12 protein-coding genes and 3 pseudogenes are annotated in these 15,983 nt (G+C 42.9%); 4 read left to right on the plus strand and 11 right to left on the minus strand.

Annotated features, from left to right (window positions below):
• Nucleotides 1-96: 96 nt before the first annotated feature.
• Nucleotides 97-383: pseudogene (locus tag ACWGXJ_RS17450) on the plus strand (hypothetical protein).
• A gap of 292 nt (nucleotides 384-675) precedes the next feature.
• Here ACWGXJ_RS17450 and ACWGXJ_RS17455 read toward each other — a convergent pair.
• From ACWGXJ_RS17455 to ACWGXJ_RS17490, 8 genes and pseudogenes are all read right to left on the minus strand, one after another.
• Nucleotides 676-1,143: a GNAT family N-acetyltransferase gene (locus ACWGXJ_RS17455; RefSeq protein ID WP_452567254.1), complete on the minus strand. Its 468-nt coding sequence runs from the start codon at nucleotides 1,141-1,143 to the stop codon at nucleotides 676-678.
• Between the two features lie 151 nt (nucleotides 1,144-1,294).
• Nucleotides 1,295-2,113: pseudogene (locus ACWGXJ_RS17460) on the minus strand (tyrosine-type recombinase/integrase).
• Nucleotides 2,068-2,226: a hypothetical protein gene (locus ACWGXJ_RS17465; protein WP_452567255.1), complete on the minus strand. Its 159-nt coding sequence runs from the start codon at nucleotides 2,224-2,226 to the stop codon at nucleotides 2,068-2,070. The pseudogene ACWGXJ_RS17460 and the gene ACWGXJ_RS17465 overlap by 46 nt, the downstream one beginning before the upstream one ends.
• 218 nt (nucleotides 2,227-2,444) lie before the next feature.
• Nucleotides 2,445-4,508, minus strand: a complete 2,064-nt coding sequence (locus ACWGXJ_RS17470) for a methyl-accepting chemotaxis protein (protein WP_452567256.1) — start codon at nucleotides 4,506-4,508, stop codon at nucleotides 2,445-2,447.
• Between the two features lie 282 nt (nucleotides 4,509-4,790).
• Nucleotides 4,791-5,330: a CueP family metal-binding protein gene (locus ACWGXJ_RS17475; protein WP_452567257.1), complete on the minus strand. Its 540-nt coding sequence runs from the start codon at nucleotides 5,328-5,330 to the stop codon at nucleotides 4,791-4,793.
• 227 nt (nucleotides 5,331-5,557) lie between these two features.
• Complete coding sequence (locus ACWGXJ_RS17480) at nucleotides 5,558-7,945, minus strand: polyprenyl synthetase family protein (RefSeq protein ID WP_452567258.1); 2,388 nt, start codon at nucleotides 7,943-7,945, stop codon at nucleotides 5,558-5,560.
• Between the two features lie 233 nt (nucleotides 7,946-8,178).
• Nucleotides 8,179-9,117 (minus strand): ADP-ribosylglycohydrolase family protein, encoded by a 939-nt coding sequence (locus ACWGXJ_RS17485; RefSeq protein ID WP_322174572.1) that lies wholly within the window; start codon nucleotides 9,115-9,117, stop codon nucleotides 8,179-8,181.
• A 321-nt stretch (nucleotides 9,118-9,438) separates the two neighbouring features.
• Nucleotides 9,439-10,434 carry a hypothetical protein gene (locus ACWGXJ_RS17490; RefSeq protein ID WP_452567259.1) on the minus strand — a complete coding sequence of 332 codons (996 nt, stop codon included), beginning with the start codon at nucleotides 10,432-10,434 and terminating at the stop codon, nucleotides 9,439-9,441.
• Nucleotides 10,435-10,646: 212 nt separating this feature from the next.
• Here ACWGXJ_RS17490 and ACWGXJ_RS17495 point away from each other — a divergent pair, with 212 nt between their 5' ends.
• Together ACWGXJ_RS17495 and ACWGXJ_RS17500 are read left to right on the plus strand one after the other, a co-directional pair.
• Entirely contained in the window at nucleotides 10,647-11,297 is a 651-nt protein-coding gene (locus ACWGXJ_RS17495; RefSeq protein ID WP_440722716.1) for a hypothetical protein, read from the plus strand.
• A 34-nt stretch (nucleotides 11,298-11,331) separates the two neighbouring features.
• Nucleotides 11,332-11,902, plus strand: a pseudogene (locus ACWGXJ_RS17500) (DUF1697 domain-containing protein).
• A 113-nt stretch (nucleotides 11,903-12,015) separates the two neighbouring features.
• On the opposite strand, the gene ACWGXJ_RS17505 reads toward ACWGXJ_RS17500, so the two are convergent.
• Nucleotides 12,016-13,761: a methyl-accepting chemotaxis protein gene (locus tag ACWGXJ_RS17505; protein WP_452567260.1), complete on the minus strand. Its 1,746-nt coding sequence runs from the start codon at nucleotides 13,759-13,761 to the stop codon at nucleotides 12,016-12,018.
• Nucleotides 13,762-14,047: 286 nt separating this feature from the next.
• Here ACWGXJ_RS17505 and ACWGXJ_RS17510 point away from each other — a divergent pair, with 286 nt between their 5' ends.
• Nucleotides 14,048-14,632, plus strand: coding sequence for an RBBP9/YdeN family alpha/beta hydrolase (locus ACWGXJ_RS17510; RefSeq protein WP_446675734.1), 585 nt, complete (start codon nucleotides 14,048-14,050; stop codon nucleotides 14,630-14,632).
• Nucleotides 14,633-14,710: 78 nt separating this feature from the next.
• Here ACWGXJ_RS17510 and ACWGXJ_RS17515 read toward each other — a convergent pair whose 3' ends face one another.
• Nucleotides 14,711-15,247, minus strand: coding sequence for an SMI1/KNR4 family protein (locus ACWGXJ_RS17515; protein WP_190297689.1), 537 nt, complete (start codon nucleotides 15,245-15,247; stop codon nucleotides 14,711-14,713).
• Between the two features lie 56 nt (nucleotides 15,248-15,303).
• Nucleotides 15,304-15,963 (minus strand): DUF2625 domain-containing protein, encoded by a 660-nt coding sequence (locus ACWGXJ_RS17520; protein ID WP_452567261.1) that lies wholly within the window; start codon nucleotides 15,961-15,963, stop codon nucleotides 15,304-15,306.
• Nucleotides 15,964-15,983 lie beyond the last annotated feature (20 nt).

Raw genomic sequence — 15,983 nt, forward strand, 5'->3', positions numbered from 1 at the left:
TCAACATGTATTGACTTAATTATTTGACATGATAAAATTATATTTAATAAGTTGAACTTTTATTCATAAAATCAAATACATTGGATGGTGTTCAAAATGCATAATTCTTTAGAAGTCTTACTTGATTCACTGATTCAGACTCGAATTGAATCTTTATATGGCAAGCTTATCAAAAACAATCCCAGCTATAACCAGTTCTCATCCGAACGGAATCTCTACTTCAAGCAGTTACATGAAGGAGTACCGGAGAATATACAGAAGACCCTATTTCTTTAGATGATGCTGAGCTTTCTGTTCAAGCTATTTTAGAACGTGAAATTTATTTGCAAGGTTTTAAGGACGCTCTTCACCTGCATAACGAATTACATATATCTTTAAATTGAGAGCCTTCTGGCTCTTTTTCATTTGGATTCTGTCGTATAACGTTGTTGTATTCCTGAACCCGAGAGGCTTAAGGTCCGTCAGGACCGGGTGGCTCCGCCACTTAGCCTCGCAGAGTTGTCTGCCTGACTCCACTTCACTGGAAAACCTCGGGCAGACCAAGGTTCGGCGTAGTCATTCACAGCGGGAATACGTTGTTATACAAAGTCACTTAATTCACCGAATTTACTTTCAAAATCCTAAAATCAAAACACTATCCTTATTTGATATCTCTTAAAATCGTTCTTCGAGACCTTATTCCTTGATTAAATTCTTTGTCATTATTATATCTCTACCAAAATCTTCAGACTCTATTATTTCTAATGCATGGTATCCAAGCTTCTCATAAAATCCTTGTGCCGTAATGCTACTAGGAAGCTTAAGTGATGTAGTCCCGGAATCAAGAGCTATTCGTTCAATAAAATCAATCAGAACTCTACCAATTCCCTTATTGTGGTGGTGAATATCAATAAAGACTGTGTAAATGGTATCTTGATCAAGGCTTGCAGTACCGATTATCTTATTACCTTCAACTACAACATATACTTTTCTGATTTTTGATATCGAAGATATATATTCTGAGGTGAAGATTCTACTCATATTCTTTATTATCTTTTCTGGATAATCTTTGATGTTTACGTTTATTAAATTTTCTCTGATAATGCCTGATACCATTCCGGAATCATCGTCAATAAAATCCCGAATCAATAAATTAGTATTCAATAATCTCACCTCTTATTAGAATAGAATTAAATGTTTGGGTGGTTTCGTATTAACGTCTTATTTACGAACTTCAGAAAAAATGTTCTCTTCGTCATATTCACGAACTTCGTGAATCCTGCACTTTGTTCCTGATTTCCGCACTTTCTGCGTTTCAATCCTCCTGCCCGCTCATCCGATCCAACGGACTTTGAATCCGCCCAATGTCCCGCCTGCTCACATGTGTATACCGCTCCGTCGTTCGCACACTCTGATGCCCTAGCAGTTCCTGAATATAGCGAAGATCAATCCCATTCTCCAGCAAGTGGGTCGCAAAGGAATGCCTTAGCGAATGGATACTCACCTGTTTGCGAATGTCCGCTTCAGCCAGCGCTTTTTCAAACACTTTCTGCGCTGAACGTTCCGTCAGGTGGCGGCCTTCCCTCTGCCCAGGAAACAGCCAGTCTGCTGGCTGCTCCACCCCTATATACTACTCGACCACCGCAAAAGCCACTTCGGATAGCAGCGTTTGCCGATCCTTCCTGCCCTTTCCCTGACGAACTTTCAGTACTTTCCGTTCACGGTCGCAGTCTTCAAGACGCAACCTCACCACTTCGCTTACCCGCAGCCCGGATGTATACGTCAGGTACAGAATAGCCTTATGCTTTAGATTTTTCACTGCTTTCAACAGACGCATAACCTCATTCAGGGACAGCACATCTGGCAGTTTACTCTCCTTTTTCGGACGAACATAGGCGGCGGATTTGGGCTGCTTTAGCACATGGCGAAAGTAAAATTTCAGCGCGCTGATCGCTTGGTTAACATAAGCGTGCGAAAGGCCTTTTTCGAGCAGCGCCAACGCATATTTTTGCACCGCCGCATCATTTATGCTTGCTTCGGTCCCTTGCAATCCGGCAAAAAAGCGTTCCGTTTGCGATATGTATGCTTTTATCGTCTTGCTGCTGTAGCCCCTTGCCACCAATGCATCGCGCATTTCTTGCCGCTGATCCGGGTTCCATTCACCTCGTTCCGAAGAAGAAGGAACCGCATTAGCCTGCGCGTCCCGCCGATCGTTTTTTCATCCCGATAAAGTAGTTTTATCTTCATCTCACTTGCCTCCTTAGTATATCAGCCGTTCAAAAAGTTGGAAATCTAATTTTACACAAAAAAAGGGACTTAAGATGGATATTTATCTTAAGTCCCTGATTCTTTCAGAGTAAATTATTGATCCATTAAGTCCAATTTACATTATCATAAAATGTCTTACCTTTATTTGTCCAGTTCCTCCGTCACATCATCCCATAGCATCGCCGCCACCTACCATGTTACTCGACCTTGAACTGTTTTAATTCGTCTTGAAGCTTATTGGACAATTGATTTAATTGTTTGGATAGTTCAGCAACCTGTTCGAAGCTCTCCAATTGTTCCTGCGTGCTGGCGCTAACCTCTTCGGTTGAAGCGGAATTCTCTTCTGTGGTGGAAGAGATGATCTCCAACGCCTGCAAAATCTCATCTTTGTGCTTGTGGACTTTGGAGGTGTTGGTGCTGATCTGGATCATTCGCAATTTCAAATCTTCCAAATCCTTGTTAATGCTAAAGAATACTTGCTTCGTGTCCTCCACCGATCTGGCATTTTCTTCTGCAATTTTCAGACCATGAACTGTATGCTCAACCGATACGCTGGTTTTTTCTTCAATCACACGTACCTTCTTGTAGATTTCCTGTGTCGCCAGTGCAGTCTGCTCAGCCAGCTTGCGAACCTCCCCGGCAACCACAGCAAACCCTTTGCCCTGTTCTCCTGCACGTGCAGCTTCAATGGAAGCATTGAGCGCCAGTAGGTTGGTCTGCGTTGCAATTTGGTTGACCGTATCCACGATGCTGGAAATCTCATGACGGCTCAGATCAATCTCCTGAATAATAGACGACATCGCTTGTGTGGAATTGTGATTTTCTTCCGCCCATCTGGATAACTGATCTACTACCGCAAGCCCCTGTCCGCTTTGCTCAGCAGAGATTTGCACCATCGTTTCGATGGCTTTGGCATCATTGGCAATTTCGTCAATTTGGCCGGATAATGCTCCGGTTTTTTGTAAAATGTTATCCGTTTCGATGGATTGGTAGTTCGTTGCATTGGCAATCTCATTAATTGCTGTCGCCGTATCGTTCATCGTGATCGCGGTTCTGGAAGAAATGGATTGCAAATCATGAGAAGACTGATTCAAGACTTGAGCTGAGCCACCCACCATTTGGAGCATGCCTTGAATTTTTTGAACCATATTGTAAATTCCTTGAGAAATTTGCCCGATTTCATTGTTGGATTGCGTATCAAACTGAACGGTCAAATCTCCATTTTCAATCAGCTTGATTTTTGCAAGCAATTTCGGGATTGATCTCAACAGATAACGGAGCGTTATATAACAAATCACAACGAGCAGGATGGTGGCTGCGGCAAAGCCGCCAATGGTAAGCCAGGTAAAGGTTTTTAATTCTGTGAGCACCTCTTCTTCAGAAATGGTTAAGCCTACAGACCACCCCGTATCTTTACTGGTTGCATACCCAATATAACGAGGTTCCCCATTATCATTAATTAGCTGTACTCCGGACTCGCCGGCAATCATTTTCTTTCCAATCTCCCCAAGGTCACCTGTGCTTTCGTTAATCTTTTCTTTCAGCACTTTATTTTGATCGGGGTGATACAAAATATCACCAGTTTTGGATGCAAGAATCGAATAACCTGTGCTTCCAAGCGAATAGCTTTGCATAACGGCAGGGATGTCTTTGAAAGCAATATCAACTGCAGCAAATCCGATTAATTGATTACTGCTATCTTTAATCGGATAGAAAATGCCCATGAGCACATTACCCGAATTGACATCCTTATAGGGTTCTGAGTAGTATAAACCGTCTGCTTCAACAGCTGGCTTGAAGTATGGGCGTGTATGAATATCAAAATCCGGTTTAGAAGCAACACCATCATTCTGAAGAAAGAAGCCTTTACCAGATATTCCTGCAATCCAGGCGTCGGCAAAAGATGGCTCTGCCTTTACAATGGCTGCCAGAGTCGCTACTGTTTCCGCAGCATAAGGAGAAGTTTTCACCATTTCTGCCGATGAGGTGGTTTCTAAATATTGCTTAAAAAGATTGTTCGTTGACATTTGTTTGACAAGTGATCCCTTTTCCTTAAACAACGCATCGAATTGAGTGACAACGGCCTGCGTCTTGGTCTGGAGCATGGCCTCTTGCTGCTTGACAAGTATGCTTTGCGTGCTTGCAAACATGAACGTCCCCAAGGTTGCAAAGACGACAACGATAATGACTAACAAGACCATGGCCAATGTGTTGGCGATGCTGGATGATCTGATTACGCGCTTCTTAATATTTTGTGACATGCTGCCATCTCCCCGAGGAATATTGAGCGAAAAGCTCTTAGATAATATGTCGGAAGTTTGCAGTTGTTTTAATAGGTTTTTAGTATACACAATTTAAAGTTTCGCTATCTGATCCTCATAGATTCCCTCCCAACCTGTTCGGTAACTCCAGCAAAAGATTAGGACAGCACAAAGAGCCTCCGTCAGACGTAGCCTCTTTACTAAAAGCTATATATGAGAACGCAGAGTTTTGCGGATTTAGAGCGTTTCAGCGATCCGTAAGTCAACCCTCATCCTCCGTCGTTAACCCAACTGCATCGTTGTGATACACGTATCGTTTTTCTCATATGTAGAGAATTCAGTTTCAGCCGTTTTACCTTCATGATTCACGCTAATGCGGTATGTTTTATCCCTCGGTAGCCATAGATCAATAAAACCATTGGATTGTGATTTCATGGCGGCATTCTCCATGATGACATTCCCTTCGGAGTCGTGAACGGTCACATTGAACGCTCCGTTTTTTATTTCGCCTTGGCAGCCCGTTAGACTATGAGTTGCACAAGGGTGGGTCTGTTCCACATATGGCGCAATCGAAACAAAAAACTCGTTGTCAGGCAAATCATAATTCATGGTCTGAGTATCGTCCCCTGTGACAATCAACTGACTGGAATTAATGGAAGCAGACTGGGCTGCTGCCTTGCCTGCACTTATATCATGCACCAATTTCTTGATATCTGTCGTCTCATGGTTTTCCGCCTCTTCTCTCTGAATATTCCCTGCAATTAGGTACGTCCCCAATGCGGCAACAACCAACCCTGAAGCGACCAAGATTCCTTTTTTCATCTGGAGTTCATCTCCTCGTCTATTTTGTATTATTATAAGGGAGAATGCACCATAATGGGCAAAATGGGGTGCTGAAGTCACCAGATATTCACATATCTGTGTTGTGTGCTCAGACATATTTATATCACATTAGAGGATTACCGATGAGCGAAGGAGCATGAGCAGCTCTTCTGTCTCAACGTAAAAATACCCCATTACTCTTGTGGAGCATTGGGGTACACTCGTTTTTAACGGTCCCTGTTCACGACATAATGTATTAAGTGCTTCAGAAAAGCAATATTACGTGGGATCTCTTCCAATGCTTCCATAGCGAGGCAATAGTGTTCCCACATCTCTTTACTGGCACCTTCAAGACCGAGGATGGACACGAAATTCGAATTGTTATTATCAGAATCTTGGCCAACAGGTTTTCCGAGTAAGAGCATATCTCCTTCCACATCAAGTAAATCATCTTTAATCTGAAAAGCAATCCCCATATGATAGGCAAATTTCTTCAAAGCAGCAATTTCCGACTCCTTGACCTGTGCAAGCATGGCTGGCATAACCAGACAAGCCTCAAACGCCACTCCTGTTTTGTAAAAGCACACCATATTCAGCTGCTCCAAGGTCAGTGCCTTTCCTTTGGAATCCAGATCCATCGCTTGCCCCATACACATATCTTCTGCTTTCTGGGCCGAGTATTGTATCAAAGCAAGCACCGTTTCAGCATTGAACTGGTCAAGTGACGATTGTTCCCCAATCGCCTTCTGGATCAGATACAGACCGGTTAGTTCCGCGGTGGCGCTATTGTGCACCTGATGCAAGGTCTGACGCCCTCTACGGGTAGACGCATTATCCTGGGAAGGAAGATCATCAAAGATCAGGGATGCGGTATGCATATACTCCAGTGATCTCAGAAGAGGCACGATTGCCGATGCATCTAATCCATATTCGTTCACGCCCATGACCCAAGTCAATATAGGCCGTATCCGCTTCCCGTCCCCTTCGAGACTGTAATTTGCAGCCTCAATAAGCTGTTCTTTCATGGCCGGAATCCCTTGAGGCTTGATAATTTCCAATTGGTTGTTAATCTGCTCACGGACCATTTTGACCGTATTGAAAAAGTCTTCCTTTTCCCTCGCATCGTTTTTCAGATAGGTAATCATCTGGTCCCGAAGCAGCTTATCTAAGAAATCTACATCATCCGCTTTTTGTACCATCTTCTGAATGAGATTATTAAATTCCGGATTTCCGGATGCAAAGATCTCCATCGTTTCATTATACTTTTCAATACCTACACGTTCTTTATAACGTTTGAGTCCATTCATTGCACGATCCAGTATCACCTCACGAGCCATGGCATCGGAGTCATACACGTTATGGATCAAATAGGAAATAACCGCCCAGTATAATTCAAAGGGATTGATCAAATCCGGTCTCTGATGATGATATTTTAAATAGTAGGTATAAGGTGTTACCGCACCGTCTCTCATATCGTCAACCATATCCGCAAAATCATCAGCAAGCTGGTTATAGATACCATAAAAGAATGTTCGTTGCTCAAAGCCCTCATCCGCAGGAGCACTAATCACGGAACGGACAATCAAGCGGGACGAAGAGGACTTCAAAATAACGGGTATATAAAGCTCTTCATTGGTATAAGTAGCTCGCGTTAGATCCTTAACACGGTCAATATCTTGAGAATGAAAAAAGACATAGGCCTGCTCGAAAAAGGTTTGCTGTGTGTCTGGCCGCTGATGTTCCTTAATGTACTCAAATGCATCCGAGAGCTCCGAATGTATGTATTGAATCAACTTCATATGATTTCCAGTCCAATTGCCCAACTCAGGCACAGATCCACTGAGAAGCGCGGCACGTATCATACGGGAATATTGTTCTTTCTCTTGAACGTTCAGAACCTGGGAATCGAGAAGATCATCGATGAAAGGATAGGTTAGACCATAGGAGTACCCAAGCCTGATGGCTTCATCAAGTCTGCGAGCACGTTCCATAGGCGACACTGTATCGTCCATTTCTTCCATCACATGCAGAATAACCCCGACAATGATCTTAATCAGTTTGCGCTGGGCTTGCTCGGCATCCATCTCCTTGGGAATATGGGAGGATACGGACCTAAGTTTGTTGATCACCCAGATTATCGCGGTTTCTATACCTTCCCTCTGGGCCCACCGATACACCCCGGCCAAATTCATAAATTCCGGTTGGTCTCCCCCGTTTGCACGGATGGATTGGATCAAGTGTTTTTTTACGTCTGCAATGACACGCTGAATCCGGGTATGTGTGTCAGGAGAATCCAGAGCTTTGCCTAGGTCCCTCATATAAATATAGGAGACACTTCGGTCCAGATAATCATCCAATTTGCCTGTATAATTTAGCCATTGAATGTATCTATTATAGTCCCGAGTATCAGGTTTTCTTTTTCTCCGCGAAAAAAAGGATAACCATGAGGAATGTTGAAGATGATTTTTTTTCCACTTTTGAATATCTTCTGTCAGGGTAGTCACATAAGATTTGTCTATGACCTGATCATACAGTAATGCAAAATACTGAATCGCCTTCCGCTCAGCCAGCTGATATCCTGTATTGGCTTGTAATTTTTCATTCATATGATGCATTACCTCTACTTCTCATTTTGTTAAACATGGTTGCATTTCTCCCTGAGGGAACGAATTCGGATCATGTTTTTATCTTTATACGGAAAAAAATCTGTGAGGTTACGAAATTTAATGGGGTCGAGGCGATATAAGAAGTAATCCAAGAGGTGAATCGTCATGAAAATAGTGAACAAAAAAAGCTGGGTTCTGCTTCATAAGAATAGCAGCCCAGCTTGATCTTTATAGATATCTCCTTAGAGTGTTCGGTCCTTCTCGACCTTCTGCCATAATGCCTCAGTCAGTTCATCTATCGTCTCCTTCATCGCCAGCTTCTCGCGCCAACGACTCGGGATACCACTTATTCCGTAATAAGCTCCTGCAATTTGCCCGTACACCGCCCCGGTCGTATCGGCATCATCCCCCAGATTCACTGCCAGCAGTGCCCCCTCTTCAAATGAAGTCGAATGGTGGAATGCCCACAACGCAGCCTCAAGGGAACGAATGACATACCCGGTTCCTTGTATTTCGGGCGGCTCCTTATGCCGGTAAGATCCCCGAATTATTTCTTCAATGGCTGCCGAATAAGCGGGCTCGTCCTGCCGCCACTTATAACAGACGTCCGCCGATAACATGGATTCTTTGTCCGCTCCTCGCAGACCTGCCACAAGGATTGAAGCAAGCACAGCACAAGCCTCCACACTTTCGACTGCTCCATGGGTGGTTCGCGAGCTCATCTCAGCGTACTTCACCGCCTCTTCCGGACGGTTCGCATAGGCCATAGCCACAGGTGCAAGCCTCATAATAGAGCCATTGCCGGCAGTCATGGGGTCAATGGACCCACTGTACGGATCTCCGGTAGCTTCGAAGCGATGCAGTGCTGCTCTCGTTGCACCACCGATATCAAAACACGTTCCCGTGCTGCTCATATACCCCAAGTGGTACCAATTGGTGTATCGGCGCATTTGATCTGCCGGATCAAAGCCATCTTTACGTACCATACTCTCGGCCAAGCAGAGCGCCATCGACGTATCGTCTGTCCACTGGCCCGGCTTTAACCCAAATACACCGCCGCCCACGATATCCGTTACAGGTTCAAATGTACCTGGACTGCTGAATTCCACAGTGGTTCCCAAAGCATCGCCCACAGCCAGCCCAACCAGACATCCCAAAAAACGATCCTTGATAAGTGCCATTTTGGTTTTACGCCCCTTTTCAAATGTAATAACTAACGCATATTTTCCCATCTCGCCAGGAAGGAAGCAAAAATGCGGTAACGCCTTTTATTCGTAGATCAAGGCTGTACAACGGCTATTCGGTTTTAATTCAATGAAAATCCCCACCTCGTGATGGTAAACGAGTGCTGCCAGACCGAAGTTCTAGTCTCCACAGTTCTGCTTGTGTGTTTAGTGCCAGCAGGGTTATGCTTTCCTGAGAGTCGCCCTTTAGTGGATGAATGGCTGTAAGGCGTCCGATAGACGGTGGTAAATCAGGTAAAGAAACGTGATGGAATAGCATCATTTAACCCCTTTTATTCTGGATAAATAATAATTTATACCCGCATTTGTGAAGCTGGATTTATCAACAAAAAATCTGAGTTCAAGCAATGCAGTTAATATTTTCATAAAAACGCCCGGTTTTTTCTTGCAAAACAACTTAAGATATGTAATTTCGCTAGGATTACTTTTGAGAACAAAATAGGAGTAATTCATCAAGATCAAGTTGGAGATGAACTGCTCTGTTGGAGATTGATGCTCATTGATACAGTCGATCAGCACCTCTAATACCCTATTTTTATTAGAGTTATAGGCTTGTATAAACATCGTTGCTTCTACAAACGGCTTGTTGAAATCATCGAATGGAAAATCATATACATCATGACTACCCAGCATGAAGTTAACCCATTGGCCTTGTAAAAATTTTATTTTTTCCAGCGCTGCTTGTGTATCCATATCCATCTTACTTTTGTGAATATGCTCATGCAAAATGTTAATAAGAATGTGCAGATCATAATGTATTGCGTCTTCCATTCTGTACATGATCCTATTATTTTCAATCGTTAAACGATCATAAATGTCGTCACCTAAACCCAGTTCAAATAAAAGATGTTGAAGGAAAAATAGTCTGTCCTGAGCAAACGTGAATTCATTGCCTCTCTCTGCTAGATGTGAAACTTGATATTGATAATAAAAACAAAATAAGTTTTTTCTCCTATAAGCAACATCTTTATGTATATCAAAAACATTAAAAATGAGCGAAAGCAATCGAATCAGGCGTTCAGCATCCAGTTCGCTTCGAATGACATGATCCATTTTTGTAAATAGCGACCTGTCAAACAGATCATGCCATCGCACTAGAGAAACATAATCCTGCTCGTTTATATTCAGGGTTAATATTCTTAAATTTTGCTCTTGATCGGGATAAGAATAAAATAGATATTCATGACCTAAATCAGAAATACGCTCATTAAAATAAGCTCTTAATTTGTAATCGTATATTTTAGAAAATGACATGCTTATCCTCCTTACAAGTAAGCCTGAGCATATTAAACTAAGCACAAAACATGTTCGAACTCCTATATTGTAAAATTAATCTGGTTGAACTGGCAAGGTGGCACAATTACAGAAACATATGTTCTCCATATCTATATTATGATATCTTTAGGCTAGAAATGAAACGTTATTGTCGGAGGTCATAGCCTACAATTAGAAAGGAATGCAAACCTATGAAACAATTAAGTGAAGCTCTGGCCCGTTTTGTACAACAGCAAAACTTGTATAATGATGCCTACGGGCTGTTCCAAAACCACGACATCCAGCCCCGGATGGAGAAAATTTCAGATTGCTGGGACAGCCAGATTCCTGTATCCCCCGAACTTGAATATCTGTATAGCCATTATGAAATGATCGATGCTAAGGCAGCAGGAACACACAAATTGAAAAATGCGGCAGTTGAAATCGGGGATGCAGCTGTCCTCTTTTTTGCCGCACCAGAACATCTGTATCGCCAGCAACTAGGCTATCGCTGGATTACATCTGGTGAGCTTGTCCAAGAATCTTCTTCGTGGCCGCCCCATCATGTCGTGATTGCCACTTTTAATGACGATCCAATCATTGTCGATACTAGCGCACCCGATTCCCCTGTATATGCTGCATTCGAAGGCGGTGCACCGCAGCAGGTGGCTGACTCTTTGGCTAACTTCTTTACTGCTCTTTCCATCCTGATTGAAGGTGCCTGTACCTTTAAGGGAGAAGTGAAAGATGAAGAAACATACGAAACCAAAGCAGCATATATCGAGCACGTAAAACCATTGCTGCATCCGCTGTTGAGCGAAAATCAAACTACGTTTTTATTGGAATACCTATCCCTTTCCTAAAAATCCTTTTTGTTAAAGAGAGGTGGAGCTTTTTATGATCTATATCGCATTACTGCGGGGCATCAATGTTGGCGGCAATAACAAGATCGAGATGAAGAAGCTCAAGCAAACGTTTGAAAATGCAGGTATGGAGCATGTGACAACTTACATTAATTCTGGAAACATTATTTTTTCTAGTCAAGGTCAGTCCAACGAGGAATTGTCGCTCATATTGGAACAGGCGATTCTGGAGGATTTTAGCTTACCCATCCGCGTCATCGTTCGTAATATGAAGGAGATTCAGACCATTATAGAGGCACTGCCGAATGAATGGTCTAATGATACACAGATGAAAAGTGATGTATTGTTCCTGTGGGATGAAATTAACGATATTTCCGTTCTGGACAAGCTACCTTTGAAACCGGGAATAGGCCCATGTAATATATACGAACGGGGCCGTTCTGTTTTCTGTCAGCAAAGAACAAGTCACAAAAAGCGGGTTAACGAAATTAGTCGGCTCCAAGCTGTATCAGCAAATGACGGTGCGGAATGTGAACACAACTCGTCAGATTTATAAGCTGATGCAAATGGCTGAACAGGAAGAACTACGGGATACGAGCTCCTGACTGTAGTCCAAAAGCAATCTTAGAAGAGTAAACTCAAAAGGGAGCCTTTTTACGGCTCCCCAACTGTTTTTCTTCGATGTAATGTTTTCCCTAGTCTTTGTGTATTGGCCTCGTTAAATTTTAAATCCTTCGACCAGTTCATTCAGTCGGGCCGCGCTTTCCTTCACCTGATCAGACTGGTGTGCCACTTCAAGAGATTTCTCCGTCGATGAAACCATATTCTCTGCAATGTGCTGAGTGGATATAGCAGACTGTTCGCTGGCTGTTGCAATCTCATGAATCGCTCTTACCATGGTTTGGATGGTTTCATTTACCTGCTTAGAGGTGGCGTTCAAATCATTGACCGTGTTCGTATGCTCCACGGCATCATTGTAATATTGTCCTGCTGTATCCTCAAGCAGCTGATAATCCTTGCCTACCTGGGCTTGCAGGAAGTGCAGTAATTCTTCGGCATTAGTAGTTAAATTCTCTACCGATTGCACAACTTCTTGAGTAACACTCTGAATTTGGTCTACCGCGTGTTTGGAGCCGTCTGCCAACTTGCGAATCTCGTTAGCCACAACCGCAAACCCTCGACCTGACTCACCCGCACGAGCCGCTTCAATGGATGCATTTAGAGCCAGCAAATTGGTTTGTGCCGTAATTTCTAAGATGGACTGAGAAAGTAAACGAATTTGGTCTACGCCCTTGGCTCGTTCTAGCGCTTCCTTCATCTTTTCATTGGCCTTCCGGTAAATTTCCTTGGCTGCTTTATTGGATTCACTAGCCGCATGCTTCAATGTTTCGGCTTTTACACTTGTATCATGGGCAGACTGAGCTCTTTCTTGAGTTTTGACCGAAATGTACTCTGCTGCCCGCTGCATTTCTTCCGCAGAATGGTTCATATTTTCGGTGTATGCCGAAGTCTCTTCCATAGCTGCTGACAGCTGTTCGACCGTGGCAGATACATCTCTAATCCGCTCATTGAGATCGGCCATATTATGATTCGTCTGGTCACTCAGTTGGTTAATTTGGCGTGACTCATTGATAACCCCCGTTATGACCATTGAGGTTGAATCTGTCATTTGTTGAATGGCACGAGCAATGACAGCGATCTCATTATTTCCTTTGAGCAAGGCAGGATCAAGTGCTGCCGTTAAATTCCCTTGGGTAATCTCCCCACAGTATTTCGTAATTGTACTCATCCGAAAACGAATATTTCGAATAGCCGCAAAGGAGATGGTGATAAGAATAGCCAGCACGATTGCCAGAACCGTGATCAAAACAATTGTACGCATTTTAATCTCATTTTGCGTATTTTGATATAAGTTGGCGGATTGCTCATTGTTATAATCTGAAATCGTAGTCAACATCGTAACAATTGCCGTACTGGATTTATTAATCCGGCCTCTCTCTTCCGTGTCATACGTTCCGCTATTTTTTTTGACTGCCATGATTTGCTCAATATCCTGATAATATGTGTCTATCCCCCCCCGTAGTTCCTCGTACAATTTCTGTTCCTTAGCATCCAAATTCCTTTGTGAGAATTCATTTAGCCCGGTTGTAACGCTATCTTTTCCTTTCTGCACCTGCTTATACTGTTTATCTGTGTACTCCTTATTGTCGAGTATTTTTGTATAATTAGCCCGCATATTATAGAAATCACTTTTGACTTCAAGAATATTCGTTTGGTGTTGAAAGCGATCCACATACAAAATACCTTGACCCTCTTTAGCTTGATACATACCGATAACCCCTACCAACGATACAATGAGTAAACCCACTAAGCTGATTACAATCATGGAGATCATCGTTGTCGTAACCTTTAAATCTCTAAAACCTTTTCCTTTTTTAGTCCTGTCTGATAGCTTATTACTCATCCAAACCCCTCCAGATCGTCTATGGATAATAGTTCACGCTGCAGATCACAGAACGTGATGATATATATATCTATATATCGGTAGAAAGCGCTTAAATTTATAAGTAAAATAACGGTACTGCAAAAATAAGAATATTATAGTAGGCAACTTCATATATGGATTTGCTATGTAACTCAAAATTTTAGATATTCATGGGCTTAAAGAATTTGCTAAACTAGAAGAGGAGTCCTTACACGAAGTGGGGCACATATAAACAACGACGCTGAATGATGGGAGAGAAAGTATTGTGACAAACATACAAAATAAAAAACAAGTATATATAATCCACGGATACACAGCTTCGCCAGCCGATCATTGGTTCCCTTGGTTACAAGACAAATTACAGGAAGATGGAGTATCGGTAGGTATACTGGAGATGCCCAACTCGCAATCCCCCAAACTTAATGAGTGGATCGAGCATCTATTACAAAATATTAAAGTTCTACATAAAGACACCTATTTTATTGGTCATAGCTTGGGATGTGTATCCATATTAAGATACCTACAGCAAGTAAGTATCCCAGAACCACTTGGTGGTCTCGTTTTCGTTTCCGGTTTTACTGATCCAGTGCCGAGTCTACCGTCATTAGATGAATTTACAAATGGCCATTTGGATTATCAGCAAATCATGGATTCGCTAAAAGCGCGTTCAGTTATCGCTTCAAAGGATGACACAATTGTGCCCTTTGCACTCAGTAAGAAACTAGCTGAAGACATCCAAGCCGATTTCCATGAAGTAGACCATGGAGGACACTTTTTACAAAGTGACGGTTTTACCACCTTACCGATGGTACATCAAGTGTTAATTGGTATGATGAATGCAAATAAGTAGCATGACAGGCTTAGTTTGAAAACTTACATAACCCGCAAAATGGAACCGGCGAAGGGTTCATTATTGCGGGTTCATAACTCAATATAATGCCCATTTTTCCGTACACAGCTCTATAAATGAATGGGCAACCTGTTCACATTCGTCATATCCCAAACTACCAGAATGAGCAAAAAGAACGGGATACTCATTGTTTCTTTTTTCCTCTCTCATATCAAACATATAGTGGTTTCCGCACCCATCCATCGCAAACGATACAGCACCCGGCATATATTCCGGTAACTCGTAGGCAAGGTTCATTTCTCTCAAATCTTCGGTATTGAAAAACTGAAAATAACGTTCTCCATTTTGAAACTCCCCGCCGTTAGAGTATCTCAAAAAATCCATATAGCTGTCAGGAAATTGCCCTTGGGGCAGATGCCAGCTCACAGGATCTAAAGGTTTATACTGATCATAGAATGGAGACGACTTTGGAAAAGGATTCACTTGTCTTTGCTTGATTTCGTGAATCTCTTGTTCCGATAGCTTTATGTTCCATGTTTTCAAAAAATTTGCGATTTGTTCATCCGTTGCTTCCAGACTTTTTACAAACTGCTGTTCAAAGTGAATACTCCACATATCAGCCAACCTCCATACCTCGATGCCTCTAAGAGTTGTTATTTCTACCGAGCAAGCTATTCCTTATCCAGTACCGCCTGCCATGTTTTTGTAATGTCTATAGGCGACTTGCTGCTGGTCTCCCCTCCACCTTCCTGAGTCCATAGCGGCGGATAATATGCAAATACCTCTCCCGGCTGAAGTTGCTCCATATCCTTCTGCCAACCGTTCCAGCGGAATGTCTGGTAGAACAAGTCTAAATCTCCCTCAGCCAACCAGCCCAAGAAACCGGAATAGGCCAGCTCTGTGGATTCCCATTCTAACGTATCCGGTGCAAAATAGTAGATATGACCGCTACGTCCGAATTTCCCTGTATCCAATCCAAAAAATCCACCTGCTGCATCATAAGCCACAATCAGCATCCCCTCAAGCGCAGGAACATTTTCCGGCTCTTGAAGCCCGTTCCATGAGGTCAAGCTACCAAAAATTCCAGAGCCACCTGCACCCAGCAAGGTGATCCAACCGTAATCAAACACGATTCCTCCTGTCTCATAGGCAACTGTTCCCAAATACGATTTCGTACTCACCTGCAAACGGTACAGCGTGTCCCCTGGAGCGGATTCCGATTCGGCCGATACAATGTGATGAGAATTCCGGCCTTCTTTCAGAATATTTGTGACCTCTTCCCATGCATGGTTATCCTTATCCACCAGTTCATCAACCGTTAAAGTATGCATGTTCATTCCCCTTCCCGCAT

The sequence above is a fragment of the Paenibacillus sp. S33 genome (assembly GCF_053615415.1).

Excerpts from the sequence above, each read along its gene's own strand:
- ACWGXJ_RS17465 (WP_452567255.1), bottom strand. The coding sequence starts at position 2,226 with ATGAAGATAAAACTACTTTATCGGGATGAAAAAACGATCGGCGGGACG.
- ACWGXJ_RS17480 (WP_452567258.1), bottom strand. The coding sequence starts at position 7,945 with ATGCATCATATGAATGAAAAATTACAAGCCAATACAGGATATCAGCTG.
- ACWGXJ_RS17490 (WP_452567259.1), bottom strand. The coding sequence starts at position 10,434 with ATGTCATTTTCTAAAATATACGATTACAAATTAAGAGCTTATTTTAAT.
- ACWGXJ_RS17485 (WP_322174572.1), bottom strand. The coding sequence starts at position 9,117 with ATGGCACTTATCAAGGATCGTTTTTTGGGATGTCTGGTTGGGCTGGCT.
- ACWGXJ_RS17475 (WP_452567257.1), bottom strand. The coding sequence starts at position 5,330 with ATGAAAAAAGGAATCTTGGTCGCTTCAGGGTTGGTTGTTGCCGCATTG.
- ACWGXJ_RS17515 (WP_190297689.1), bottom strand. The coding sequence starts at position 15,247 with ATGTGGAGTATTCACTTTGAACAGCAGTTTGTAAAAAGTCTGGAAGCA.
- ACWGXJ_RS17505 (WP_452567260.1), bottom strand. The coding sequence starts at position 13,761 with ATGAGTAATAAGCTATCAGACAGGACTAAAAAAGGAAAAGGTTTTAGA.
- ACWGXJ_RS17520 (WP_452567261.1), bottom strand. The coding sequence starts at position 15,963 with ATGCATACTTTAACGGTTGATGAACTGGTGGATAAGGATAACCATGCA.
- ACWGXJ_RS17470 (WP_452567256.1), bottom strand. The coding sequence starts at position 4,508 with ATGTCACAAAATATTAAGAAGCGCGTAATCAGATCATCCAGCATCGCC.
- ACWGXJ_RS17495 (WP_440722716.1), top strand. The coding sequence starts at position 10,647 with ATGAAACAATTAAGTGAAGCTCTGGCCCGTTTTGTACAACAGCAAAAC.